This window comes from Pseudomonas taiwanensis, assembly GCF_013393345.1.
GTDB lineage: Bacteria > Pseudomonadota > Gammaproteobacteria > Pseudomonadales > Pseudomonadaceae > Metapseudomonas > Metapseudomonas resinovorans_C.
On record NZ_QJRF01000048.1, the window covers coordinates 84,466 to 108,921 of the forward strand.

Here is a 24,456-nt window from a genome sequence, read left to right on the forward strand (position 1 = left end):
ATTACGGTATACCATCAGACACAGATGCGCTGCCGGTCGCAGCCACTTGCTCCCGATAGGTACCCCGAAATGATCGACACCAATGCCTACAAACAAGTCATGGGCTCCTTCCCTTCCGGCGTCACCGTCATCACTACCCTGGATGACGACGGGCAGATCGTCGGGCTGACCGCCAGCGCCTTCAGCTCCCTCTCCATGGACCCGGCCCTGGTGCTGTTCTGCCCCAACTACAGCTCCGATTCCTACCCGGTGCTGATCAAGAGCAAGCGCTTCGCCATCCACCTGCTTTCCGCCGACCAGCGCGACGAGGCCTACGCCTTCGCGAAGAAAGGCAAAGACAAGGCCCAGGGCATCGACTGGACCCTGAGCGAATTGGGCAACCCGATCCTGGCCAATGCCACCGCCATCATCGAGTGCGAGCTGTGGCGCGAATACGAAGGCGGCGACCACGCCATCCTGGTGGGCGCGGTGAAGAACCTCATCGTTCCCGAGCAGGAGGTGATCCCGATGATCTACTGCCGCGGCAAGATGGGCGCGCTGCAGGCCTTCGCCTGACATCAAGTTGATGTGTGCTTTGATTCCCGCCCCCTTGATTGGGGGCTTTTTTTGCCTGCGAATCGGGGGGGCGATTCATTCGCCATGCAGGACGCAGTCCTGCCTTTGCCTGTGGGAGCGAATTCATTCGCGAAATAGCCGAGCGTCGAGCCAGCCTGTGGCAACCCGCTCCCCCGGCCCCTCTCCCTGAAGAGGAGAGGGGTGACTGTCGCCCCGCCTCTGGCACAGTCCTGCCGTAGGTTGGTCCGAGGAACGAGGCCCAACGCTTGGGGGCACTCGGCGATTCCCACGGCAAGGTTGTTCTGGCGGAAAGACCTTGCAGATATTCCGTATTATGGTATACCAATATCCAGCAAGCCGCCGAACGGGTCAGAAGGCCTCTGGCGGCGCCACCCCACCGCAGCGGCCGCTCCGTGGCCACGCAGAAAAAGGTTCGAGGTAAGCGACATGAAATTCTCTTTGTTCGTGCACATGGAGCGCTACGACGAGCAGATCAGCCACCGCCAGCTCTTCGAAGATCTGACCGAGCTGACGCTGATGGCCGAGGCCGGCGGATTCAGTACTGTCTGGATCGGCGAACACCATGCGATGGAATACACCATCTCGCCGAGCCCCATGCCGCTGCTCTCCTACCTGGCTGCCCGCACGACCACCATCCGCCTGGGCGCCGGCACCATCATCGCGCCCTTCTGGCACCCCATCCGCGTTGCCGGTGAGTGCGCCCTGCTGGACGTGATCAGCAACGGCCGCATGGAAGTCGGGCTCGCCCGTGGCGCCTACCAGTACGAATTCGACCGCATGGCCGGCGGCATGCCCGCCACCAGCGGCGGCCAGGCCCTGCGTGAAATGGTTCCGGTGGTGAAGGCCCTGTGGCAGGGCGATGTCGCCCATGACGGCGAAATCTGGAAGTTCCCCACCTCCACCTCTTCGCCGCGCCCGATCCAGAAGCCCAACCCGCCGATCTGGATCGCCGCCCGCGACCCGGACTCCCACAACTTCGCCGTGGCCAACGGCTGCAACGTGATGGTCACCCCGCTGATGAAGGGTGACGAGGAAGTGGTGGACTTGAAGAACAAGTTCGAGGCCGCCCTGGCCAACAACCCGGACGTGCCGCGCCCGCAACTGATGGTGTTGCGTCACACCCATGTGCACAGCGCGGACGACCCCGAAGGCTGGAAAGTCGGCGCCAAGGCCATCTCGCGCTTCTATCGCACCTTCGATGCCTGGTTCGGCAACAAGCAGACCCCGGTCAACGGCATCCTGCCGCCGAGCCCGGAAGAGAAGTTCAAGGACCGCCCGGAGTTCGAGCTGGAGAACATCCGCAAGAACACCATGATCGGCACCCCGGAAGAAGTGATCACGCGCATTCGTCACTACCAGGAACTGGGCGTGGACGAGTTCAGCTTCTGGGCCGACAACAGCCTCTCCCACGCGGAGAAGAAGAAGTCCCTGGAACTCTTCATCAAGCACGTGGTGCCGGCGTTCCGCTGATTTATGCTGCAAGCGGCCGGGTCGGGCGATCCGGCCGCTTTTCACCCATCCACAGGTGGTCGAACGCCATGTACGAGACTGGCATCACCCTCTGCACCCGCAAGCCACTGCCCGGGGCCGCCATGGCCTACCTGCGCGGCAAGTGGACGCCCGCCCATCTCTTCCTCAAGCGCCTGCGCTCCTCCGTCACCGCCAAGCAGAACGGCTTCTGGCAGATAGTCTGCTGATCAACTCTCAACGCTGATTTTCGCCCGCGTCCGACACCGCGTCGTCGCGCCATGGTGCCTTCGTGCGCCCGGCCGATGCTGCCTGTTGCCGCGCACTCATGGCCAAACAACAACAAGAGTTGCTCATGAACACAGACAGAGCTTTCCTCGTCATCGACATGCAGCAGGAGGATGGTTTCCCCCTGCATGGCTTCGATCAAGTTATCCACAACACCGGCCGCTTGCTGGACGCGTCCCGGCGTGCAGGCACGCCTGTCATCTACACCCGCCACATCAACGCGGCGGACGGCAGCGACCTGCCGCCGGGCGAACCACTGGATGCCACCGGGCGCCCGCTCAGCTACCGCGCCGGCACCCAGCAGGTGGAAATCATCGAGCGCCTGGCACCCGTACCGGGCGAACGGGTGATCGATAAACCGCGCTACAGCGCCTTCCACCGCACCGACCTTGACCAGCAGTTGCGCCAACTAGGCGTGCGCCGACTGGCAATCAGCGGCGTGCTCACCGACGCCTGCGTGCTGGCCACGGCACTCGACGCCTTCGCCCTGGGTTACGGCGTCGACCTCATCGCCGACGCCTGCACCAGCACCACGGAAGCCGCCCACAACGCCGCCCTGCTGATCATGGCCAACTGGGTCTACGCCATCGAACTCTTCTCCACCGAGCAGTTCCTGAAGGCACTGAACGCGCAAGCGCACCACTCCTGCCGCCCCACCGAGCCGGACCAGTTCGCCCATCGCCCCGATCAGTTCGTCGCCACCATCGCCCGCCTGCAGACCGAACTCGGCCTGCCGCGCCGTGAACAGGAGTGATCGCCATGCACGTTGAGAGAAGAAGCATCGATTTCATCCCCGAGAACGAGCGCCACGGCAAGCCAGGCTCGCTGTTCACAATCTGGTTCGGCGCCAACATGAACATCACCACCATCGCCTCTGGCGTGCTGCCGGTGGTCATCGGCCTGAACCTGTTCTGGAGCGCCGTGGCGATCATCCTCGGCTCACTGATCGGCGCCATCTTCATGGCCTCGCATTCGGCCCAGGGGCCGAAGCTGGGCATCCCGCAGATGATCCAGAGCCGCGCCCAGTTCGGCGTGATCGGTGCCGTGCTGCCATTGCTGTTCGTGATGCTCATCTACCTCGGCTTCTTCGTCAGCAATACCCTGCTGGCGGCCCAGGCCATCGAGTCGGTGAGTCCGCTGGGCGGCGACGCCAACATCTACCTGATCGGGGCGCTGTGCTTCGTAGTGGCGCTTTATGGCTATCGGCTGATCCATCGCTTGCAGAAGGTGTTGTCACTGCTATCAGTGCTGGTCTTCCTGGTCGCCACCGCGCTAGCCCTGGGCCTGCCGATTCCCGATGGACAGTGGTCGCCAGCGGGCTTCTCGCTGTCGAAGTTCATGGTGGCGGTGAGCATCGCGGTGACCTGGCAGTTGTCCTACGCCCCCTATGTCGCCGACTACTCGCGCTACCTGCCGGGCAATACCCCGATGTCGCGGGTGTTCTGGTTCAGCTATGCCGGCACCGTGGCCGGTGGGGCATGGATGATGATCCTCGGCGCCATCCTGAGCGTGGCCATCGACGGCTTCTCCGATAATGTCGGCAGTCACCTCGCCCTGCTGTTCGGTAGCGCCGCCTTGCCGCTGTTCGCCTTCATCCTCTACGGCCAGGTGGCGATCAACGTGTTCAACCTGTACGGCGCATTCATGTCGACGGTCACGGTGATCGAGCCCTTCGCCCGCCTGCAGGTGACACCGAGGGTACGGGGCCTCTTCATGCTGGCGATCAGCGTGATCGCCACCGCGCTGTGCACCATCAGCCAGGAAGACTTCATCAGCTACTTCCTGAACTTCATCTTCTTCATGAGTTACTTCCTCATCCCGTGGACCGCCATCAACCTGGTGGACTACTACTGCCTGAGGAAAGGCGACTACTGCGTGGCGGATATCTTCGACCTGGACGGCCGCTACGGCCGGGTCAACCTGGTGGCCTGCGGCAGTTTCCTGCTGGCGATCCTGTTGGAGATTCCGTTCATGAACACCACCCTTTATGTCGGCCCCATCGCCAACGCTCTGGACGGTGTCGACCTGGCCTGGGTGGTAGGGCTGGTGGTGCCGGCGCTCACTTACCACTGGGTGATGCGACGTAGTCTCGCGCGCGATCTGCAGCTTTTGTAACCCGATTCATTCGGAGGCCGGCCGTAGGTTGGTCCGAGGAACGAGGCCCAACGTCCGGGGAAACTCCGTCCGTTGGGCTTCGCGTAGCTCAGCCACAACCTACAAAAGCCCTCTTCTCCTTGTGGGGGCGAATTCATTCGCGAAGGGGCGCGCAGCGGCCCCCGAAAAATCTCTCGGCGGGACCTACGGTCCGGTTAGCGAATGAATTCGCCCCCACATCTAAATCTCCCAACGACGTCTTGGCTTATATCGCCACGGAATCTCGTATTACGGTATTCCATGTTTTCCCGTATCCTTCGCGGCCCTTCTACCGCCCCCATGGCGCGGCGTTCCTGGCCTTCCTCCTTCTCCAGATGACCTTCCGTCGCCGAGCCCCATCCTCCCCCGGTGGCTGGCTCTTGCATATTCAATATTATGGTATACCATCAGACAGCAAGAGACTTCCCAACCCAGGAGAGCCCAATGAGCTTCGAAATTCGCAAGATCGTCAGCTACGTGGAAGAGACCTTCATCGAAGGCGGCAAGGCTACTGACAAGCCCGTGACCATGGTGGGTCTGGCCGTGGTGATGAAGAACCCGTGGCTCGGCCGTGGCTTCGTCGAAGACCTCAAGCCCGAAATCCGCGCCAACTGCTCCGATCTGGGCGCCATGATGGTCGAGCGTCTGACCGCCGCCATCGGCGGTGCCGCGAAGATCGAAGCCTATGGCAAGGCCGCTGTGGTCGGCGCCGACGGTGAGATCGAGCACGCGTCCGCGGTTATCCACACCCTGCGTTTCGGCAACCACTACCGCCAGGCAGTGAACGCCAAGAGTTACCTGAGCTTCACCAACAAGCGCGGCGGCCCGGGCACGTCTATCCAGATCCCGATGATGCACAAGGACGACGAAGGCCTGCGTTCCCACTACATCACCCTTGAAATGCAGATCGAAGACGCACCGCGTGCCGACGAAATCATCGTCGTGCTGGGCGCCGCCGACGGTGGCCGCCTGCACCCGCGCATCGGCAACCGCTACATCGATCTGGAAGAGCTGGCTGCCGAGCAGGCCCAGTAATCCCAAGGCTTGTGCAGGAGCGATCCATGATTCGGCTCACCGCTGAACGCACACCGGCCGGCACCAGTTATCTGGCGACCGGCCAAGGCCACCCCGTGGTGCTGATCCACGGTGTCGGCCTGAACAAGGAAATGTGGGGCGGCCAGATCGTTGGCCTGGCCCCGCAGTTCCAGGTCATCGCCTACGACATGCTCGGCCACGGCGCCAGCCCGCGTCCGGAATCGGGCACCGGGCTGGTGGGTTATGCCGAGCAGCTGCGCGAACTGCTGGAGCACCTGAAGCTGGAGCGGGCCACCGTGATCGGCTTCTCCATGGGTGGACTGGTGGCGCGGGCATTCGCCCTGCACCACCCGCAGCAGATTGAAGGGCTGGTGATCCTCAACAGCGTGTTCAACCGCAGCGCCGAACAGCGCGCCGGGGTGATCGAACGCACCCGCCAGGCCGCCGAACACGGCCCCGACGCCAACGCCGAAGCGGCCCTGTCGCGCTGGTTCAGCCGCGAGTACCAGGCAGCCAACCCGGCGCAGATCGCCGCCATTCGCCAGACCCTTGCCAGCAACGATCCGCAGGGCTATCTGACTACTTATGAGCTGTTCGCCACCCAGGACATGTACCGCGTCGACGACCTCGGCAGCATCCAGGTGCCGACCCTGGTCGCCACCGGCGAACTGGACCCGGGCTCGACGCCCGAAATGGCCCGGCAACTGGCCGAGCGCATTCCCGGTGCCCAGGTGGCGGTGCTCGACGAGCAACGGCACATGATGCCGGTGGAGTCGCCGCGTCTGGTCAACCAGATGCTGCTGGATTTCCTCCAGCAGGCGCAGACCTTACAGAACCAAGCAAAGGGGATCGTCGCATGACGCTCGCACGCTTCCAGATGTGCATCGACGGCCAGTGGGTCGATGCGCTGTCCGGCAAGACCTTCGAAAGCCTCAACCCGGCGCTCGCCGCGCCTTGGGCGGAACTGCCCGATGCCGACGAGGCGGATGTCGAGCGTGCCGTGCAGGCGGCCCAGAAGGCCTTCATGAACCCGGCCTGGCGCGGCCTTTCCGCCACCGCGCGGGGCAAACTGCTGCGCCGCCTGGGTGACCTGATCGCCGAAAACAAGGAACATCTGGCCCAGCTGGAAAGCCGCGACAACGGCAAGCTGATCCGCGAAACCCGCGGCCAGGTCGGCTACCTGCCGGAGTTCTTCCACTACACCGCCGGCCTCGCGGACAAGCTGGAAGGCGGCACCCTGCCGCTGGATAAGCCCGAGCTGTTCGCCTACACCGTGCACGAGCCGCTGGGTGTGGTCGCCGGGATCATCCCGTGGAACAGCCCGCTCTACCTCACCGCGATCAAGCTGGCCCCGGCACTCGCCGCCGGCAACACCATCGTCCTCAAGCCTTCCGAGCATGCCTCGGCGACCATCCTCGAACTGGCACGCCTGGCCCTTGAAGCCGGCATCCCGGCGGGCGTGGTCAACGTGGTCACCGGTTTCGGTCCGAGCACCGGCGCGGCACTGACCCGTCATCCGCTGGTGCGCAAGATCGCCTTCACCGGCGGCGCCGCCACCGCGCGCCACGTGGTGCGCAGCAGCGCGGAGAACTTCGCCAAGCTGTCGCTGGAGCTGGGCGGCAAGTCGCCCAACATCATCTTCGCCGACGCCGACCTGGACAGCGCCATCAACGGCGCCGTGGCCGGCATCTACGCCGCCTCCGGACAGAGCTGCGTGGCCGGTTCGCGCCTGCTGGTGCAGGACGAGATCTACGATGAATTCGTCGAACGCCTGGTCGCCCGCGCCCAGCGCATCCGCATCGGCAACCCGCAGGACGACAGCAGCGAGATGGGCCCCATGGCCACCGCGCAGCAGCTCGCCGTGGTGGAAGGCCTGGTGGCCGACGCCCTCGCCGAAGGTGCGCGCCTGCGCATGGGCGGCAAGCGTCCGGCGATCGATGCCGAAGGCTGGTACTACGAGCCGACGCTGTTCGAGTGCGACAGCAACTCGATGAAAATCATGCAGGAAGAAGTCTTCGGCCCGGTCGCTTCGGTCATCCGCTTCAAGGACGAGGCAGAAGCCCTGTCCATCGCCAACGACTCCCAGTTCGGCCTCGCCGCGGGCATCTGGACCCGCGACCTGGGCCGTGCCCACCGCATGGCCCGTGACGTTCGCAGCGGGATCATCTGGGTCAACACCTACCGCGCGGTTTCGGCCATGGCGCCCATCGGCGGTTTCCACAACAGCGGCTATGGCCGCGAGAGCGGCATCGATTCGGTGCTGGCCTACACCGAGCTTAAAACGGTGTGGATCAACCTCTCGCAGGCTCCCATGCCCGACCCCTTCGTGATGCGCTGAGAGGGCACCACCATGATCGAACCCGGCATCTACAAAGAAGTGATGGGCTCCTTCCCCTCCGGCGTCACCGTGGTCACCACCCTGGACGCCGAAGGGGACATCGTCGGCATCACCGCCAGCGCCTTCAGCGCCCTGTCCATCGACCCGGCCCTGGTGCTGTTCTGCCCCAACTACGCCTCGGACACCTACCCGATCCTGCGCGACAGCAAGCAGTTCGCCATCCACCTGCTCTGCTCCGACCAGCAGGCCGAGGCCTACGCCTTCGCCAAGAAGGGCAAGGACAAGGCCAAGGGTATCGACTGGCAACTGAGCGAGCTGGGCAACCCGCTGCTCTCCAAGGCCACCGCGATCATCGAGTGCGAGCTGTGGCGCGAGTACGACGGCGGAGACCACGCGATCATCGTCGGGGCGGTGAAGAACCTGATTTTGCCCAAGGACGAGGTCACGCCGATGGTCTACCACAAGGGCAAGCTCGGCGCCCTGCCGGAGATTTCCTGAGTCACCTTCAGGGCCGCTGCTCGCCACTCTCGACAGCGGCCCTTTTTTATTCCCATACCTGTAGGAGCGAGGTTGCTCGCGAACCTGCTCCAGGAGCCTTCGCTGGCAAGCCAGCTCCTACAGCAAAAAGGAGCCCACGATGAGCAACGAGAAATACGAAAAGGGCCTGGAAATCCGCACCCAGGTGCTGGGCGAGGCCTATGTGAACAAGTCGATCCAGAACGCGGACGACTTCACGCGCCCGCTGCAGGAGCTGGTCACCGAGTACTGCTGGGGCCATGTCTGGGGCCGGGACGGCTTATCGCTGAAAGAACGCAGCATGATAAACTTGGCGATGATTTCGGCGCTCAACCGCCCCCACGAGCTGAAGCTGCATGTTCGCGGTGCCCTGCGTAACGGCCTGACCCGCGAGCAGATCCGCGAGATCCTTCTGCAAGTCGGCATCTACTGCGGTGTGCCGGCGGCAGTCGACAGCTTCCGCATCGCCCGCGAAGCCTTCGCCGAGGCCGATGCAGAGGCACAGGGTTGACCGCCGGCACCACCTGATGATGGAGCACCCCGTGGTGCTCCTTCGTTTTTCCTACGGACAGCCATAACCAGAGCGGACCACATGAAACGCTTGCCCCTCGACGACAGCTTCAAGGTCAACCGCAATCCCGTCACCCTGCGCGAGATCGTCCTCGACAAGCTGCGGGGCGCCATCATGAACTTCCAGCTGCTGCCCGGCGACCGACTGGTGGAACGCGACCTCTGCGACCGCCTGGGCGTCAGCCGCACCTCGGTACGCGAGGCCCTGCGTCACCTGGAGTCGGAAGGCCTGGTGGAGTTCGCCGATGCCAAGGGTCCGCGCGTGGCCATCATCACCCTCGAAGACGCCTGCGACATCTACGAGCTGCGTTGCGTGCTCGAAGGCCTGATCGTCCAGCTCTTCACCCTCAACGCCAAGGCCAAAGACATCCGCGCCCTGGAGAAGGCCCTGGCGGAGAACCGCGAGGCCCTCGAGGAAGGCGACCTGCAGCAGGTGCTGGAGTCGGTCCAGGGCTTCTACGACGTGCTGCTGGAAGGCTCCGGCAACCATATCGCCGCCACCCAGCTGCGCCAGTTGCAGGCCCGCATCAGCTACCTGCGCGCCACCTCCGTGTCCCAGGAGAACCGTCGCGGCGCCAGCAACAAGGAAATGGAACGCATCGTCGAAGCCATCAAGAGCGGCGACTCGCTGGCCGCCCACCAGGCGTCGGTGGACCACGTCCGCGCCGCCGCCAAGGTGGCCCTGGACTACCTCAAGTCCAAGCAGGACGAACCGGGCAAGGTGCGCGACATCGCCAACCCGATCGCCCTCAAAGAGCCGCGCATAGGGCGCTGACGCCATGCCCGCCCCGCGTTTCTGTCCCGGTTGCGGCAGCGGCGGCCTGAGCCGCCAGCGTCCTGCCGGGGACACCCATGAAAGACTGGTGTGCGCGGGCTGCGGCTACGTCCACTACGAAAACCCGAAGGTCATCGCCGGCTGCATCATCGAGCAGGACGGCAAGTACCTGCTCTGCCAGCGCGCCATCCCACCGCGCCCCGGCACCTGGACGCTCCCCGCCGGCTTCATGGAAAACGGCGAAACCACCGAGGAAGCGGCCCTGCGCGAGGTCTGGGAAGAGAGCGGCGTGCGCGCCGAGATCGTCTCGCCCTACTCCATCTTCAGCGTGCCGAAGATCAGCGAGGTCTACATCATCTTCCGCGCCATCGCCGTGGAAGTGACCGGCCAGCACGGCCCGGAAACCATGGCCTACCGTTTCTTCGCCCCCGAGGAGATTCCCTGGGACGCCATCTACTACCCCGCCATCCGGCAGATTCTCGAGCGCTATATCGAGGAGCGCGAGGCGGGGGTGTACGGCATCTACATGGGCAATGACGATACCGGGAAGATTCATTTCATCCGCTGAAACCACATGTGATGCGACTGTGGGAGCGAATTTATTGGCTATGTCTGCGTTAGCTGTTGCCAGCATTCAATAGTCGGTCCAGGCGCCTTGTAGGAGCTAGCTTGCTAGCGAAAAGGAGCCATTCGCTGGCAAGCCAGCTCCTACGGGCAATGCAGCTACTTGCAACACTTAATGCAGACACAGCGAATTCATTCGCGATTTCCGAAGCTGGCGGCCCTGCGGGCCGCTTCGCGACTGAAGTCGCTCCCACATTAGGTCGAGCACCAACCTACGGCTCCACCCCCTCCACAATGATCACCTCCGCCTTTGCCACGCCCTGACGATATCCACAGGCCTCCTGGTATTCCGCCGAGTGGTAGCAGGCCAGCGCCTGCTCGTAGGAAGTGAACTCGATCACCACGCTACGCTGGGGAGTAGTGCGGCCTTCCATCGCCTGCGAACGGCCGCCACGGGCCAGGAGCCTGCCGCCGTATCGGGCGAACGCCGCCGGGGCGCGCCGGGTGTATTCGCTGTAGCGTTCCGGGTCCGTCACATCGACGTGGGCGATCCAGTAAGCCTTCATGTTGACCTCTGCTGTTCCGGTTAAATTGGTATTATGGTATACCAGAAACCTTTCCCCTTGATCCAGTCAGGTGTCACGCCATGCCGTTCAATCGCATCGAAGAAATCATCGAAGACTTCCGCCAGGGCAAGATGGTCCTGCTGGTGGACGACGAGGACCGCGAGAACGAAGGCGACCTGCTGCTGGCAGCGGAGATGTGCACCCCCGCCGCGATCAACTTCATGGCTCGCGAAGCCCGTGGCCTGATTTGCCTGACCCTGACCGACGAGCACTGCGAACGCCTCGGCCTGGAACAGATGGTGCCGGCCAACGGCAGCGCCTTTGCCACCGCCTTCACCGTTTCCATCGAAGCCGCAACGGGCGTGACCACCGGCATCTCTGCCGCCGATCGCGCCCACACCGTGCTGACCGCAGTGGCTCCCGAGGTTCAGCCCGACGACCTGGTACAACCCGGCCACATCTTCCCCCTGCGCGCTCGTGAAGGCGGCGTGCTGACCCGCGCCGGACACACCGAAGCGGGCTGCGACCTGGCGCGCCTGGCGGGTTTCACCCCGGCCGCGGTCATCGTTGAAGTGATGAATGACGACGGCAGCATGGCGCGTCGCCCGGACCTGGAAGCCTTCGCCGAGAAACACGGCATCAAGATCGGCACCATCGCCGACCTGATCCACTACCGCCTCAGCACCGAACACACCGTCACCCGGATCGGCGAGCGCGACCTGCCCACCGTGCATGGCACCTTCCGTCTGGTCACCTATGAAGACCGCATCGAAGGCGGCGTGCACATGGCCATGGTGATGGGCGATATCCATCGCGATGAACCCACCCTGGTGCGGGTGCACGTGATCGACCCACTGCGCGACCTGGTCGGTGCCGAATACACGGGGCCGAAGAACTGGACGCTCTGGGCCGCCCTGGAAAAAGTGGCCGAAGCCGGCCGTGGCGTGGTGGTGGTACTGGCCAACAACGAATCCTCCCAGGCCCTGCTGGAACGTGTGCCGCAACTCACTCAGCCACGCCGCCAGTTCAGCCGCTCGCAATCGCGCATCTATTCCGAAGTCGGCACCGGCGCGCAGATCCTCCAGGACCTGGGCGTGGGCAAACTGCGCCACCTCGGCGCACCGTTGAAATACGCGGGCCTGACCGGCTACGACCTGGAAGTGGTGGAGACGTTGCCGTTCGAGGGCTGACTCACTTCGTTCCCATCGCACAATCATGTGGGGGCGATTTCAATCGCAAAGCAGGCCGAAGGGCTGCCCTCTCCCCCGGCCCCTCTCCCTGAAGAGGAGAGGGGTGACTCCCTGCTCACCCACAGCACAGTCCTGTGGGGGCGAATTCATTCGCTGAGCAGGCCAAAGGCCTGCCGTAGGTTGGCACCCAGCGCAGCGAGGCCCAACGAAACGATCCTCAACGCCGGCACGTTGGGCTTCGCACGGCTCAGCCGCAACCTACGAAAATCGACCTGCCTCGAACGCATCCCTGTAGGGGCGAATTCATTCGTCAAGGGCGGCGCAGCTGCCCCCAGCGCCCGGTGAAATGCCCTCCCCCAACCACTCGTCACCCACTCCCTCGCGGAGGACTTGCAGAAAGTTTGGAATACCATAATATGACATTCCGTAGGCCGAGATAATTTTCCGGGAACTGCCTCCCGTCCCGGCCGCCCTTGAAGCCCCAGCCACTGGGGTCCCTGCTCCTGATAAGCGGGTAGAAAGCGAAGCCCGCTTGCGTACAAACACAACAATGAGGGCAAGCAAGATGGTGTTCAAAAAACGTGCAACCGCGGTACTCGCCGCAGCATTCCTGGCCGCGACCAGCACCGCTGCCCTCGCCGCCGACAACCTCAGCTTCGTGAGCTGGGGCGGCACCACCCAGGATGCGCAGAAACAGGCCTGGGCCGAGCCCTTCAGCGAAGCCAGCGGCATTCGCGTTGTGCAGGACGGTCCTACCGACTACGGCAAACTCAAGGCCATGGTCGAAAGTGGCAACGTCCAGTGGGACGTGGTGGACGTCGAGGCCGACTTCGCCCTGCGTGCCGCGGCTGAAGGCCTGCTCGAACCCCTGGACTTCGGCGTGATCCAGCGCGACAAGATCGACCCGCGCTTCGTTTCCGACCACGGTGTCGGCTCCTTCTTCTTCTCCTTCGTGCTCGGCTACAACCAGGGCAAGGTCGGCGGCAAGACCCCGCAGGACTGGACCTCGCTGTTCGACACCGCCAACTACCCGGGCAAGCGCGCCCTCTACAAATGGCCGAGCCCCGGCGTGCTGGAACTGGCGCTGCTGGCCGACGGCGTGCCCGCCGACAAGCTCTACCCGCTGGACCTGGACCGCGCCTTCAAGAAGCTCGACACCATCAAGAAAGACATCGTCTGGTGGGGCGGCGGCGCCCAATCCCAGCAACTGCTTGCCTCCGGTGAAGCCACCCTCGGCCAGTTCTGGAACGGCCGCGTCTACGCCCTGCAGCAGGACGGCGCACCGGTTGGCGTGAGCTGGAAGCAGAACCTGGTCATGGCTGATTTCCTGGTCATCCCGAAAGGCGCCAAGAACAAGGACGCGGCCATGAAGTTCCTGGCCAACGCCAGCAGCGCCAAGGGCCAGGCCGAGTTCGCCAACCTCACCGCCTATGCCCCAGTGAACGTCGACAGCGTCGGCCAGCTCAAGGAAGACCTCGCCCCCAACCTGCCCACTGCCTACGCTAAGGATCAGATCACCCTCGACTATGCGTACTGGGCCAAGAACGGCCCGGCAATCGCCGCGCGGTGGAACGAATGGCTGGTCAAGTGAAGATGGCTGCCATTCAGCCCGACTCGCCGGCCAAGACCCGTGGAGGCGCAGCCCGCGCTTCCACGGGTACTGACTCCAAGGCTGCGTCGATGAACCAAGTCAACGAGACCACCCTGCGCTGGCGCGGCGCCCGCAACCTGATTCCCGCGCTGCTGTTCCTCGGCCTGTTCTTCCTCGCTCCGCTGATCGGCCTGCTGCTGCGCGGCGTGCTCGAACCCACGCCGGGACTGGGCAACTACGAGCAGCTGTTCGCCAACTCGGCCTATGCCCGCGTGCTGTTCAACACCTTCGCGGTCGGTGGCCTGGTGACCCTGATCAGCCTGCTGCTGGGCTTCCCGCTGGCCTGGGTGATCACCCTGGTGCCACGTGGCTGGGGTCGCTGGCTGCTGAACATCGTGCTGCTGTCGATGTGGACCAGCCTGCTGGCACGCACCTACTCCTGGCTCGTGCTGCTGCAAGCCTCGGGCGTGATCAACAAGATGCTGATGGCGCTGGGCATCATCGACCAGCCGCTGGAGATGGTGCACAACCTCACCGGCGTGGTGATCGGCATGAGCTACATCATGATCCCGTTCATCGTGCTGCCGCTGCAGGCCACCATGTCGGCCATCGACCCGATGGTGCTGCAGGCCGGCTCGATCTGCGGGGCCAGCCCCTGGACCAACTTCACCAAGGTGTTCCTGCCGCTGTGCCGTCCGGGTCTGTTCTCCGGTGGCCTGATGGTCTTCGTCATGTCCCTCGGTTACTACGTCACCCCGGCCCTGCTGGGTGGCGCGCAGAACATGATGCTGCCGGAGTTCATCGTCCAGCAGGTGCAGTCGTTCCTCAACTGGGGCCTGGCCAGTGCCGCCGCCGCGTTGTTGATCGCCATCACCCTGGTCCTGTTCTACCTCTACCTGAAGCTGCAGCCGGAATCGCCGGTGGCTTCTAGCACTGCGAGGTAAGCCATGCTGCTGTCACCCAATGCCATGGGCCTGCGCCTGCGCGTCGGCCTGTACCTCACGACGGGCGTGATCGCGGCTTTTCTGCTGCTGCCGATCCTGTTCATCGTGCTGCTGTCCTTCGGCTCCTCCCAGTGGCTGGTGTTCCCGCCGCCGGGCTGGACGCTGAAGTGGTACGGACAGTTCTTCTCCAACGCCGAGTGGATGGAGTCGGCCCTGGCCAGCCTCAAGGTCGCCGTGCTGACCACGATCTGCTCCGTGGCCCTGGGCCTGCCCACCGCATTCGCCCTGGTGCGCGGTAAGTTCCCCGGCCGCGAGTTCCTCTACGGCCTGTTCACCCTGCCGATGATCGTGCCGCTGGTGATCATCGCCGTGGCCGTGTACGCGCTGTTCCTCAAGCTGGGCTACACCGGGACGCTGTTTTCCTTCGTGGTCAGCCACGTGATCGTCGCCCTGCCCTTCACCATCATCTCGATCATCAACTCGCTGAAGCTGTTCGATCAGTCCATCGAGGATGCCGCGGTGATCTGCGGTGCCTCACGCCTGCAGGCGGTGTTCAAGGTGACCTTCCCGGCGATCCGCCCCGGCATGATGGCCGGTGCGCTGTTCGCCTTCCTGGTCTCCTGGGATGAAGTGGTGCTGAGCGTGATGATGGCCAGCCCGACCCTGCAGACCCTGCCCGTGAAAATGTGGACCACCCTGCGCCAGGACCTGACCCCGGTGATCGCCGTCGCCTCGACGCTGCTGATCGGCCTGTCCGTACTGGTAATGGTGATCGCCGCCGTGCTGCGCCGGCGCAACCCTGCAAGCGCCTGAGCGCCGAGGTAAGAAAATGAGTGCCGTGATCCAAGACACCCGCGAAAACAAGACCCTGGTCAGCCTGCGCAACCTGAACAAGCACTACGGCGACTTCGCCGCTGTGGACAACATTTCCCTGGACATCCAGGACGGCGAATTCCTCACCTTCCTCGGCTCCAGCGGCTCAGGCAAGAGCACCACCCTGTCGATGCTGGCCGGCTTCGAGACGCCCACCTCCGGCGAAATCCTCGTGGACGGCAAATCCCTGGTGAACGTGCCGCCGCACAAGCGCGACATCGGCATGGTGTTCCAGCGCTACTCGCTGTTCCCGCACCTCAACGTGCGCGACAACATCGGCTTCCCGCTGGACATCCGCAAGCAGGCCGCCGGCGAACGCGAGCGTCGCGTCGAGGCCATGCTCAAGCTGGTGCAGCTGGACAAGTTCGCCCAGCGCCGCCCGGCCCAACTCTCCGGTGGCCAGCAGCAGCGTGTGGCGATCGCTCGTGCGCTGGTGTACGAGCCGCGCATCCTGCTGATGGACGAACCCCTGGGCGCCCTGGACAAGAAGCTCCGCGAAGACCTGCAGGATGAGCTGCGCCACCTGCACCGCCGCCTCGGCATCACCATCGTCTACGTGACCCACGACCAGGAAGAAGCCATGCGTCTGTCCCAGCGCATCGCCATCTTCAGCCACGGCAAGATCGTCGGCCTGGGCAGCGGCTACGACCTCTACCAGAGCCCGCCGAACGCATTCGTAGCGTCCTTCCTCGGCAACTCCAACTTCCTCAAGGTGAAAGCACAGGGCAACGCCGCAGCCAGCTTCGAAGGGCAGAGCCTGGCCATCCGCCCCACCGCCGGCCTGCGCGACGGCCAGGACCTGGTCCTGATGGTGCGCCCGGAAAAAGCCCTGGTGCTGACCCCGGAACAGGCCGCTCGCGAACCCCTGGCCGCCGGCTGGAACCAGATCCAGGCCAAGGTCGCGGAAACCGTTTTCCTCGGCGAAAGCCTGACCTGCAGCGTGATCACCGCAGGCGGCACCAGCCTGACCCTGAAGGAGCTTTCCGGCACCACCGCGCCGTTGCAACCCGGCGCGCCGGTCATGCTGCGCTGGGCCGCGGCCGATGCCTGTGTCTACACGGAGTGGAATGAAAGCGACCTGGTGAAGGGCGCCGGGGCGCATTGAAGCGTTCGGCACCTGACCGCTGCACCGACCTGTAGGAGCGAGCTTGCTCGCGAACAGTCCGAGCTCGGACTGTTCGCAAGCACGAACTCGGCGTCCCCCCCGCTCCTACAGCGGTCTAATCCTGCTCGGCCTTCCTGTCCGCCTCATCCAGTTCCTTCATGCGCTTGTCGTATATGGCGCACTCGTCCTCGCTACCCTTGGTCTGGCTCTCGGGCTTCAGCGCCTTCATCTCTTCGTTGATCTCGCGGGCCTTCTGCGGATTGCTCTCGGTCACCTGCTTGACCTTGGCGGCCAACTGTTCGGCCTTGGCCGCTGCCTCATCAGTGGTACAGGCGGCATTGGCTCCGAACGGCGCCAGCAGGAGCAGGCAGGCGCCCAGGGCGCATGGCATTTTCATGTTGTCATCCTCGCGTTGCGAAAAGCCTTGTCCCTTTGGTGGATAACCCCTCTCCGAGGAAAGTTCAGGCTTTCCCCCTGTCATCTGAACCGGCTTAAAGAACGCTACCTCTGCCCAAGACAGAATTCCGGCACGCCCAAAAAGCCGCGCCAAGTGAATCCCAACAAGCGCCCTTACATACGCTGAAACCCCCATTCTTGGGGCTTCTACCGCTTATGCCAGCATTTTGACCTTTCGCTGAAAACGCCTCATTCCGCACATTGACACACCTTGTTACAAAGAAAAGGATTACCCACGAGGCCAACGTGCCACTACAGCCTCGCACCTGATGTCGCGTGCCGCTTCGCTGCTGAATTCCAGTCCGCAGCGTCGTCGACCTCCGCCCCCTCCCGTGCCCATTCGGTGGCCCGATTCTCTCTCTGGTGTGTTCCTCTCTCTTCGATAGCGAGGTGGGTATGTCTGCCCGGAATACGCGTGCGATCTCGAAGGCCCTGAACAGGGTTCCGAAGATCTTCAAATCCTCAGGCTTCTTCATCGGTGCACTGATGGCGCTGGATCTCTACGCCGCGGTCGCCGTTCCCCTGGACCTGTTCGGGCCGCCGCCAGCGGACGACCCCTCGCACTTCACCGGCCCGCCGAAGAATTCCCAGGCGGCGCTTGAAGCGCTTGAGTCCGCCGCCCCGGCCAACGCCGGCGCCATCGAACTGCCCAACGGGGTGATCGGCGACCGCGACGCCACCCGCGTCGACAACGTGTTGCCGCCAGCACGGCAGACCTCGTTCAACTACCCCACCAATGGCAAGCCAAGCCCGCTGTTCGGCGCCCTTCCCTTCAGCCAGCAGATGATGCTGTTCGAAGTGTTCGGCCTGGAAAAACTCGACCCCACCTCGCCGCCGCAATCAATCCCGTTCCCCGAGCCGAGCATCGGCTCCGCCCCCGAACAGGACCCGAGCGATGCCTCGCGCAGCGGGCCGTCCGGTGCTGACCTTGACGCTTTCCTCGGCCAACCGGGTCTGTCGCCTTTTCCGGCGCAATATGCCGACACCCTGGACCGCAACCCCTGGAGTCCTCTGATCGAGGACTTCCTGCATCGGCAGATCGCCGGTTCGGCTGAAGGCCGCCCTCCAGGCATGGGCTGGTCGCACCAGCGCTGGAACGAGTTCTACCCGCAAGTTGAAATCAAGACGGCCCAGGCCGGCGCCCGTACCAATGGAGGTGTTCGCGACCAGTATCAGCGCCACGCTTACAACGAAGGCGAGTTCGGCCCCGGTGGGCTCTACTACAACACCGCCGGCATGTCCTACACCAACGGCACCACCCGTGGCATCCAGCCGCGCTTCCACCCCAACATGCCCGTGCAGGACCACAACGCCCTGTGGACCTTCGACGGCACCTTCCCGCCCAAGCTGATGATGGTCCGCTACGGCCAGCCGGTGCTGTTCCGCCACTACAACGCGCTGCCCATCGACCCGGCAGCCAACCGTGGTTTCGGCCTGCACACCATCAGCACCCATGAACACAACGGCCACACGCCAGCGGAGAGCGACGGCTACGCCAACGCCTTCTTCTTCCCCGGTCAGTTCTACGACTACCGCTGGCCGATCCAGCTGGCCGGCTACGACACCATCAACACCACCGCCAGCGACCCACGCGCGGCCTTCCCCTGCGATGACGGCGAGACCCTCTGGGTGAACGACGCCCATCCCGGCATGAAGACCTGCCAGAACGGCAAGATCCAGATTCGCGGCGACTGGCGCGAAACCATGAGCACCCACTGGTTCCACGACCACATGCTCGATTTCACCGCGCAGAACGTCTACAAGGGCAACGCCGCGATGATGAACTACTACAGCGCGGTGGACCGGGGTAACGAAGCCTTCGACGATGGCGTCAACCTGCGCTTCCCCAGCGGCACGGCGGAATCCTGGGGCAACCGCGACTACGACGTGAACCTGCTGGTCGCCGACAAGGCCTGGGATCAACAGGGTCAGCTCTGGTTCAACCCCTTCAACACCGACGGATTCCTCGGCGACCAGGTGCTGGTCAACTGGCAGTACAAACCCTGGTTCGACGTGCGCGCCCGCAGCTACCGCTTCCGCATCCTCAACGGCTCCGTCTCGCGCTACCTCAAGCTGGCCGTGGTGCGTGAAATCAAGGGCACCAGCGGCGAGTTCCAGGGCCCCAAAGGCTCGGGCGTCTCCTATGTGCGGGTGCCGTTCCACATGATCGGCAACGACGGCAACATCATGGAGCACGCCGTGCCCTTCGACGGCACCATGGACCTGGACCACGACGGCAACCTCAAGGACCACTTCGGCGTCCTGCCCATCCAGGGCATCGCCGAGCGCTACGACATCATCGTCAACTTCGCGAAGAACGGGATCAAAACCGGGGACAAGCTCTACTTCGTCAACGTCCTCGAACATGAAACCGGCAAAGGCGCGAAGCAGGAGATCGCCCTCGCCGACATCCTCTCCGAGAAGTACAAGGCGGTGATCAAGCAGACCAGCAACGGCCCCGCCTGGGACAAGGGCGATCCGGGGGTGGGTAAGTTCCTCGAACTGCGCGTGCAGAGCTACAGCGGCCAGGACCTGGCCATGAACCCGGCCGACTACGAGCCGGCCAAGCCGGGCAAGGCCGAAGGCAAGGTGATGATTCCGCTGACCCTCCACGCGGACAACGCCAGCGATCGCCAGCTGCTGAGCCAGGCGCGCCACCGCAGCTTCGAGTTCGGCCGCTCCAACGGCACCGACGAAACCCCCTGGACCATCAAGACCGACGGCGGCCAGGGCTACAACATGGACCCGCGACGCATCTCTGCCGCCCCGCGACTGGCCAATGGCCCGACGCCCGCCGGCTACAGCGGTGCCGGCACCCTCGAAGTCTGGAAGATCAAGAACGGTGGCGGCGGCTGGTCGCACCCGATCCACGTGCACTTCGAGGAAGGCATCATCCTCAGCCGCGGCGGCTTGCCACCGCCGGAATGGGAAAAGTGGGCGCGCAAGGACGTCTATCGCATCGGCGAAGACAGCGAGACCCAGCAGGTCGTGGAAATGGCCGTGCACTTCCGCGAGTTCGCCGGAACCTACATGGAGCACTGTCACAACACCCAGCATGAGGACAACTCCATGCTGCTGCGCTGGGACATCGAGCACCCCGGCCAGGTCCAGCTGATGCCCACGCCACTGCCCAGCTGGGACGGTGTGAGCTACGTGGACTCGGTCGCCCTGCCGACCTTCCGCACCGGTGACGGCAACGGCCAGACCAGCCGCTGACCCTGAGCGGGGCGGAGCCAGCCCGGCTCCGCCCCAGGGAGAGAGCCTATGCGAATTCCAGGTATCCACTGGCTGGCCCTCGCCCTGCTGGCGCTGGCCACCGCCTGTGCCGGCTTCTGGCTGGCACCGGCGAGCCAGACGGCATCATCCGCCCCCTGGGGCCGCGACTACTTCCCCAATACCGGGCTGATCGACCAGGACGGCAAGCATCTGCGTTTTTTCGACGACCTGATCGAGGGCAAGGTGGTCGCGATCAACTTCATCTTCACCAGCTGCGGCGACACCTGCCCGCTGGAAACCGCGCGCCTGCGCCAGGTGCAGAAACTGCTGGGCGACCAGGTGGGACGCGACGTCCACTTCTATTCCATCAGCATCGACCCCATTCACGACACGCCGGAAGTGCTCAAGGCCTATGCGACAAAGTTCCAGGTCGCACCGGGCTGGCAATTCCTCACTGGTGACTACGACGAGATCACTCGGTTGCGCGAAAAGCTCGGCCTGCTGGTACCGGGCGACGATCCCGGCAACCTCAAGCAACACAACCTCAGCCTGGTGGTGGGCAACCAGGCGACCGGCGAATGGATGAAGGTCTCGCCCTTCGAGAACCCCTACATCCTCGCGGACAAGCTCGGCAACGAACTGCAGAACTGGCGCAAGAGCAACGTCGGCGCCCGCAGCTATGCCGACGCGCCGGTCATTCGACCGCCGTCCAATGGCGAGCAACTGTTCCGCACCCGTTGCAGCGCCTGTCACACCCTTGGTCCGCAGGACGGCGAACTCGGCGCCCTGCGCGGCGTCGGCCCGGACCTGCTCGGCGTAGCCCACCAGCGCGACCCGAAATGGCTGACCCGCTGGCTCAAGGAACCCGACCGCATGCTTGCCGAGAAGGACCCGCTGGCGACGAGTCTCTTCCAGCAATACAACCAGGTGGCCATGCCCAACCTGCAACTGGGCGAGCAGGACATCCAGGCGCTGATCCAATACATGGATGATGAGACCTTGCGGCAAGTGAAGCGGTGAGGAATTGGCCGTCGGATGTAATGCCCTTGTAGGGGCGAATTCATTCGCCAAGGGCAACACTGTTGCCCCCTGCAATCCCGATGGGCAGACCTTCGACCTGCTCAGCGATTGAAATCGCCCCCACAGGAAAAGCAATCCGCACCCTGCACCCGGCCCACGGCAAGCGCCCATCCCCTGTAGGGGCGAATTCATTCGCCAAGGGCAACACTGTTGCCCCCTGCAATCCCGATGGGCAGACCTTCGACCTGCTCAGCGATTGAAATCGCCCCCACAGGAAAAGCAAACCGCACCCTGCACCCGGCCCACGGCAAGCGCCCATCCCCTGTGGGGGCGAATTCATTCGCTTTGGGCAACGCAGTTGCCCCCTGCAATCCCGATGGGCAGACCTTCGACCTGCTCAGCGATTGAAATCGCCCCCACAGGAAAAGCAATCCGCACCCTGCACCCGGCCCACGGCAGGCGCCCATCCCCTGTGGGGGCGAATTCATTCGCTTTGGGCAACGCAGTTGCCCCATGCAGTCCCGCCAGGCTCATCTCCTCCACCAGGAAGTCGATGAAGGTTCGGGTGTTCTGTGGCAGGCGCCTGCCAGCCGCCATCACCGCTACCAGGCGGCCTGGCAACCCTGGCCATCTTGCCAGTCCACTCATCAGTCATGAGATGCTGATGGTCCGTTTCGTCACCGCACATGAAGGCCTCGCATGCAGTTCACTCACTTGTCCGTCGCCCGCAAACTCAAGTTCTACCAGTTGGTGGTCTTCGATCAGGTTTTGCAGAGCGGTTCGTTGCTGCGTGCGGCGCAAGCGCTGAACCTCACCCAGCCGGCGGTCACCAAGATCATCCATGAGCTGGAGTTCTACTTCGATGCTCCCTTGCTGGTGCGAAGCAACCGCGGCGTCAGCGCTACGCCTCTGGGGGAACTGGTGGTGCGGCGGGCGAAGTCGCTGCTGGCGGAGCTACGCTCGCTGACCGACGAGGTCAACGCTTACCAGGAAGGCACTTCGGGCCAGGTGATGGTCGGCACCCTGATTTCCGCATCGAGCTCCCTGCTGCCGCGGGCACTGCAACTGCTCAAGCAACGTGCGCCGAAGGTGCTGGTGTCGCTGCGAGTGGGCCAGATGGACCAGCTATTCCCAGCGCTGGCGGTGGGCGAGGTGGACCTGGTAGTGGGTCGCGTCCCCGATGACTGGCGCTGGCACCATGAGTCCTCGATGCTGGAGATGAAGGTGCTGTACGGCGAGCAACTGGCGATCGTGGCGGGAGCCCGTCACCCTCTGGTCAGCACGGCGCCGATCCGCCTCGAGGCCCTGTTCGACTTCCCCTGGGTGTTGCCCACGCGGGACTCGCTGCTGCGCAGGACTGTCGACCTGCTGTTCGACGAAGCAGGCCTGGAACCTCCGACCAACGTGGTGGAATCCCTGTCGATCCTGACCAACATCAGCCTCATGCAGGACCAACAGACCGTGGCCGTCATGCCACTGGAGGCGGCCCGTCAGTTCACCGGGGCCGGACTGCTGGGCACCCTTGACCTCGGCAGCCGCCTGCAATTCGGCGACATCGGCTACTTCCGCTCTGCAACCCGCGAACTAGGGCCGGCGGCGAGGCTGTTCCAGGAATGCTTGGATCAGGCCGGGCAGGAGCAGCATGGCATGCAGATGAATTGAATCCAGCCATTCCAGATAGCAATACCAGAGAGCGATCCTTTTATTATTCGCTTATACGGCGAATCCCTAGACTCCTCCGAAAATCCAATAATCGGAGGTTGTCGTGTCCACTCCCCCATCCCTGCTACGCCACTTCGTGAACGGCGAGTTCGTCGCCACCTCCAGGACCTTCGACAATGTGTCGCCCATCGACGGCCGCCTGCTCGGCCAGGTCTGCGAGGCTGATGCCGCCTTGGTGGACCAGGCGGTCGCGGCCGCCAAGGCCGCGCAGCAGGGGCCCTGGGCCGGCTACAGCGCCACCCAGCGGGCCGACCTGCTGCTGCGCGTCGCCGAGGGTATCGAGCGTCGCTTCGAGGACTTCGTCGCCGCCGAAGTCGCCGACACAGGACGTCCCGTGCAGCAGGCCAGGACCCTGGACATCGCCCGGGGCGTGCATAACTTCCGCACCTTCGCCGAACTGATCCGGCAAGCCGGCGGCGAGTATTACGAGATGCGCACGGCCGACGGCAGCGATGTCTTCAGCTACACCGTGCGCAAGCCCCATGGCGTGGTGGCGATCATCTCGCCCTGGAACCTGCCGATGTTGCTGCTCACCTGGAAAGTGGCGCCCGCCCTTGCTTGCGGCAACTCGGTGGTGGTCAAGCCCTCGGAAGACTCGCCCTCCTCCGCCACGCTGCTGGCGGAGGTGATGCAGGAAGCCGGGGTTCCAGCGGGCGTGTTCAACCTGGTGCATGGCTTCGGGCCGAACTCCGCCGGCGAATTCCTGACCCGCCACCCGGATGTGGATGCCATCACCTTTACCGGCGAATCCCGCACCGGCGCCACCATCATGAAGGCTGCCGCCGAGGGCGTGCGCGAGGTGTCCTTCGAACTGGGCGGAAAGAACGCCGCCGTGGTCTTCGCCGACTGCGACTTCGATGCCGCCGTCGCCGGGGTGCTGCGTTCGAGCTTCACCAACTCCGGCCAGGTCTGCCTGTGCTCGGAACGGGTTTATGTAGAGCGGCCGATCTTCGAACGCTTCGTCGCCGCACTGAAAGCCGGCGCCGAGAATCTGAAGATCGGCTACCCCGACGAACCGGGCGTCGACATGGGCTCGCTGATTTCCCACAAGCACCGCGACAAGGTGCTCGGCTACTTCGAGCTGGCCCGTGGCGAAGGGGCGACCCTGGTCACCGGCGGCGACGTCCCGTGCTTCGGCGACGAGCGCGACAACGGCGCCTACGTGCGACCGACCATCTGGACCGGATTGTCCGACGATGCGCGTTGCATGCGCGAGGAAGTCTTCGGCCCGGTCTGCCACGTCGCCCCCTTCGACCGCGACGACGAAGTCGTCGCACGGGTCAACGATTCTGCCTACGGCCTCGCCGCCGCGGTCTGGACCCGCGATCTCAAGCGCGCCCACAAGGTGTCCCGGCGCCTGCATGTCGGCATGGTCTGGGTGAACACCTGGTTCCTGCGCGACCTGCGCACGCCCTTCGGCGGCGCTCGCCTGTCCGGGCTCGGCCGAGAGGGAGGGCGCCATTCCCTGGACTTCTATTCCGAAACCACCACCGTCTGCGTCAACGCCTGAC

The 24,456-nt window shown here is 64.1% G+C and carries 23 protein-coding genes; 21 read left to right on the plus strand and 2 right to left on the minus strand.

The window, feature by feature from the left end; translation table 11 throughout:
• Positions 1 to 69: 69 nt before the first annotated feature.
• From DM872_RS09990 to DM872_RS10045, 12 genes are all read left to right on the plus strand, one after another.
• Positions 70 to 555: a flavin reductase family protein gene (locus DM872_RS09990; RefSeq protein WP_179059335.1), complete on the plus strand. Its 486-nt coding sequence runs from the start codon at positions 70 to 72 to the stop codon at positions 553 to 555.
• A 447-nt stretch (positions 556 to 1,002) separates the two neighbouring features.
• Entirely contained in the window at positions 1,003 to 2,046 is a 1,044-nt protein-coding gene (locus DM872_RS09995; RefSeq protein ID WP_179059336.1) for an LLM class flavin-dependent oxidoreductase, read from the plus strand.
• A 68-nt stretch (positions 2,047 to 2,114) separates the two neighbouring features.
• On the plus strand, positions 2,115 to 2,273 hold the full coding sequence (locus DM872_RS10000; RefSeq protein WP_179059337.1) for a hypothetical protein: 159 nt from the start codon (positions 2,115 to 2,117) through the stop codon (positions 2,271 to 2,273).
• A 125-nt stretch (positions 2,274 to 2,398) separates the two neighbouring features.
• Positions 2,399 to 3,085: a cysteine hydrolase family protein gene (locus tag DM872_RS10005; protein WP_179059338.1), complete on the plus strand. Its 687-nt coding sequence runs from the start codon at positions 2,399 to 2,401 to the stop codon at positions 3,083 to 3,085.
• A 5-nt stretch (positions 3,086 to 3,090) separates the two neighbouring features.
• The gene (locus DM872_RS10010; protein ID WP_179059339.1) at positions 3,091 to 4,446 is read left to right on the plus strand and encodes a purine-cytosine permease family protein; all 1,356 of its coding nucleotides are present in this window, start codon (positions 3,091 to 3,093) and stop codon (positions 4,444 to 4,446) included.
• 462 nt (positions 4,447 to 4,908) lie between these two features.
• Positions 4,909 to 5,499: an amino acid synthesis family protein gene (locus DM872_RS10015; protein ID WP_077526813.1), complete on the plus strand. Its 591-nt coding sequence runs from the start codon at positions 4,909 to 4,911 to the stop codon at positions 5,497 to 5,499.
• 26 nt (positions 5,500 to 5,525) lie between these two features.
• Positions 5,526 to 6,359, plus strand: coding sequence for an alpha/beta fold hydrolase (locus tag DM872_RS10020; RefSeq protein ID WP_179059340.1), 834 nt, complete (start codon positions 5,526 to 5,528; stop codon positions 6,357 to 6,359).
• Entirely contained in the window at positions 6,356 to 7,837 is a 1,482-nt protein-coding gene (locus tag DM872_RS10025; RefSeq protein WP_179059341.1) for an aldehyde dehydrogenase, read from the plus strand. Before DM872_RS10020 ends, DM872_RS10025 begins: the two co-directional genes overlap by 4 nt.
• Before the next feature lie 12 nt (positions 7,838 to 7,849).
• Positions 7,850 to 8,335, plus strand: a complete 486-nt coding sequence (locus DM872_RS10030) for a flavin reductase family protein (protein WP_179059342.1) — start codon at positions 7,850 to 7,852, stop codon at positions 8,333 to 8,335.
• A gap of 139 nt (positions 8,336 to 8,474) precedes the next feature.
• On the plus strand, positions 8,475 to 8,864 hold the full coding sequence (locus DM872_RS10035) for a carboxymuconolactone decarboxylase family protein (RefSeq protein WP_179059343.1): 390 nt from the start codon (positions 8,475 to 8,477) through the stop codon (positions 8,862 to 8,864).
• 81 nt (positions 8,865 to 8,945) lie between these two features.
• Positions 8,946 to 9,698, plus strand: coding sequence for a GntR family transcriptional regulator (locus DM872_RS10040; RefSeq protein ID WP_179059344.1), 753 nt, complete (start codon positions 8,946 to 8,948; stop codon positions 9,696 to 9,698).
• A gap of 4 nt (positions 9,699 to 9,702) precedes the next feature.
• Positions 9,703 to 10,266, plus strand: coding sequence for an NUDIX hydrolase (locus DM872_RS10045; RefSeq protein WP_179059345.1), 564 nt, complete (start codon positions 9,703 to 9,705; stop codon positions 10,264 to 10,266).
• Positions 10,267 to 10,534: 268 nt separating this feature from the next.
• Here DM872_RS10045 and DM872_RS10050 read toward each other — a convergent pair whose 3' ends face one another.
• Positions 10,535 to 10,828 (minus strand): DUF1330 domain-containing protein, encoded by a 294-nt coding sequence (locus DM872_RS10050; RefSeq protein WP_179059346.1) that lies wholly within the window; start codon positions 10,826 to 10,828, stop codon positions 10,535 to 10,537.
• Positions 10,829 to 10,908: 80 nt separating this feature from the next.
• Here DM872_RS10050 and ribBA point away from each other — a divergent pair, with 80 nt between their 5' ends.
• The 5 genes from ribBA to DM872_RS10075 all read left to right on the plus strand — a co-directional run bounded on the left by ribBA (position 10,909) and on the right by DM872_RS10075 (position 16,531).
• Complete coding sequence (gene ribBA, locus DM872_RS10055) at positions 10,909 to 12,018, plus strand: bifunctional 3,4-dihydroxy-2-butanone-4-phosphate synthase/GTP cyclohydrolase II (protein WP_179059347.1); 1,110 nt, start codon at positions 10,909 to 10,911, stop codon at positions 12,016 to 12,018.
• Between the two features lie 565 nt (positions 12,019 to 12,583).
• On the plus strand, positions 12,584 to 13,609 hold the full coding sequence (locus DM872_RS10060) for a polyamine ABC transporter substrate-binding protein (RefSeq protein ID WP_179059348.1): 1,026 nt from the start codon (positions 12,584 to 12,586) through the stop codon (positions 13,607 to 13,609).
• Entirely contained in the window at positions 13,594 to 14,553 is a 960-nt protein-coding gene (locus DM872_RS10065; RefSeq protein WP_179059349.1) for an ABC transporter permease, read from the plus strand. The genes DM872_RS10060 and DM872_RS10065 overlap by 16 nt, the downstream gene beginning before the upstream one ends.
• Positions 14,554 to 14,556: 3 nt before the next feature.
• Entirely contained in the window at positions 14,557 to 15,366 is an 810-nt protein-coding gene (locus DM872_RS10070) for an ABC transporter permease (RefSeq protein ID WP_179059350.1), read from the plus strand.
• A gap of 16 nt (positions 15,367 to 15,382) precedes the next feature.
• Positions 15,383 to 16,531 (plus strand): ABC transporter ATP-binding protein, encoded by a 1,149-nt coding sequence (locus DM872_RS10075; RefSeq protein ID WP_179059351.1) that lies wholly within the window; start codon positions 15,383 to 15,385, stop codon positions 16,529 to 16,531.
• A 115-nt stretch (positions 16,532 to 16,646) separates the two neighbouring features.
• Here the strand turns inward: DM872_RS10075 and DM872_RS10080 are convergent, their stop codons facing one another.
• Positions 16,647 to 16,928, minus strand: coding sequence for a hypothetical protein (locus DM872_RS10080; protein ID WP_256873351.1), 282 nt, complete (start codon positions 16,926 to 16,928; stop codon positions 16,647 to 16,649).
• A gap of 545 nt (positions 16,929 to 17,473) precedes the next feature.
• On the opposite strand from DM872_RS10080, the gene DM872_RS10085 reads away from it, so the two are divergent.
• The 4 genes from DM872_RS10085 (at position 17,474) to DM872_RS10100 (ending at position 24,455) form a co-directional block, all read left to right on the plus strand.
• Positions 17,474 to 20,203 (plus strand): multicopper oxidase domain-containing protein, encoded by a 2,730-nt coding sequence (locus DM872_RS10085; protein ID WP_179059393.1) that lies wholly within the window; start codon positions 17,474 to 17,476, stop codon positions 20,201 to 20,203.
• Positions 20,204 to 20,251: 48 nt separating this feature from the next.
• On the plus strand, positions 20,252 to 21,223 hold the full coding sequence (locus DM872_RS10090; RefSeq protein WP_179059352.1) for an SCO family protein: 972 nt from the start codon (positions 20,252 to 20,254) through the stop codon (positions 21,221 to 21,223).
• 699 nt (positions 21,224 to 21,922) lie between these two features.
• Positions 21,923 to 22,885 carry a LysR substrate-binding domain-containing protein gene (locus DM872_RS10095; protein ID WP_179059353.1) on the plus strand — a complete coding sequence of 321 codons (963 nt, stop codon included), beginning with the start codon at positions 21,923 to 21,925 and terminating at the stop codon, positions 22,883 to 22,885.
• 103 nt (positions 22,886 to 22,988) lie between these two features.
• A complete protein-coding gene (locus tag DM872_RS10100) occupies positions 22,989 to 24,455 on the plus strand; it encodes a 2-hydroxymuconic semialdehyde dehydrogenase (RefSeq protein ID WP_179059354.1) in 1,467 nt (488 codons plus the stop codon).
• Position 24,456: the final 1 nt, after the last annotated feature.

Excerpts from the sequence above, each read along its gene's own strand:
- DM872_RS10020 (WP_179059340.1), top strand. The coding sequence starts at position 5,526 with ATGATTCGGCTCACCGCTGAACGCACACCGGCCGGCACCAGTTATCTG.
- DM872_RS09990 (WP_179059335.1), top strand. The coding sequence starts at position 70 with ATGATCGACACCAATGCCTACAAACAAGTCATGGGCTCCTTCCCTTCC.
- DM872_RS10065 (WP_179059349.1), top strand. The coding sequence starts at position 13,594 with ATGGCTGGTCAAGTGAAGATGGCTGCCATTCAGCCCGACTCGCCGGCC.
- DM872_RS10060 (WP_179059348.1), top strand. The coding sequence starts at position 12,584 with ATGGTGTTCAAAAAACGTGCAACCGCGGTACTCGCCGCAGCATTCCTG.
- DM872_RS10040 (WP_179059344.1), top strand. The coding sequence starts at position 8,946 with ATGAAACGCTTGCCCCTCGACGACAGCTTCAAGGTCAACCGCAATCCC.
- DM872_RS10090 (WP_179059352.1), top strand. The coding sequence starts at position 20,252 with ATGCGAATTCCAGGTATCCACTGGCTGGCCCTCGCCCTGCTGGCGCTG.
- DM872_RS10070 (WP_179059350.1), top strand. The coding sequence starts at position 14,557 with ATGCTGCTGTCACCCAATGCCATGGGCCTGCGCCTGCGCGTCGGCCTG.
- DM872_RS10085 (WP_179059393.1), top strand. The coding sequence starts at position 17,474 with ATGGCGCTGGATCTCTACGCCGCGGTCGCCGTTCCCCTGGACCTGTTC.
- DM872_RS10000 (WP_179059337.1), top strand. The coding sequence starts at position 2,115 with ATGTACGAGACTGGCATCACCCTCTGCACCCGCAAGCCACTGCCCGGG.
- DM872_RS10030 (WP_179059342.1), top strand. The coding sequence starts at position 7,850 with ATGATCGAACCCGGCATCTACAAAGAAGTGATGGGCTCCTTCCCCTCC.
- DM872_RS10080 (WP_256873351.1), bottom strand. The coding sequence starts at position 16,928 with ATGAAAATGCCATGCGCCCTGGGCGCCTGCCTGCTCCTGCTGGCGCCG.
- DM872_RS10010 (WP_179059339.1), top strand. The coding sequence starts at position 3,091 with ATGCACGTTGAGAGAAGAAGCATCGATTTCATCCCCGAGAACGAGCGC.
- DM872_RS10005 (WP_179059338.1), top strand. The coding sequence starts at position 2,399 with ATGAACACAGACAGAGCTTTCCTCGTCATCGACATGCAGCAGGAGGAT.
- ribBA (WP_179059347.1), top strand. The coding sequence starts at position 10,909 with ATGCCGTTCAATCGCATCGAAGAAATCATCGAAGACTTCCGCCAGGGC.
- DM872_RS10025 (WP_179059341.1), top strand. The coding sequence starts at position 6,356 with ATGACGCTCGCACGCTTCCAGATGTGCATCGACGGCCAGTGGGTCGAT.
- DM872_RS10095 (WP_179059353.1), top strand. The coding sequence starts at position 21,923 with ATGCAGTTCACTCACTTGTCCGTCGCCCGCAAACTCAAGTTCTACCAG.
- DM872_RS10050 (WP_179059346.1), bottom strand. The coding sequence starts at position 10,828 with ATGAAGGCTTACTGGATCGCCCACGTCGATGTGACGGACCCGGAACGC.
- DM872_RS10045 (WP_179059345.1), top strand. The coding sequence starts at position 9,703 with ATGCCCGCCCCGCGTTTCTGTCCCGGTTGCGGCAGCGGCGGCCTGAGC.
- DM872_RS09995 (WP_179059336.1), top strand. The coding sequence starts at position 1,003 with ATGAAATTCTCTTTGTTCGTGCACATGGAGCGCTACGACGAGCAGATC.
- DM872_RS10075 (WP_179059351.1), top strand. The coding sequence starts at position 15,383 with ATGAGTGCCGTGATCCAAGACACCCGCGAAAACAAGACCCTGGTCAGC.
- DM872_RS10015 (WP_077526813.1), top strand. The coding sequence starts at position 4,909 with ATGAGCTTCGAAATTCGCAAGATCGTCAGCTACGTGGAAGAGACCTTC.
- DM872_RS10035 (WP_179059343.1), top strand. The coding sequence starts at position 8,475 with ATGAGCAACGAGAAATACGAAAAGGGCCTGGAAATCCGCACCCAGGTG.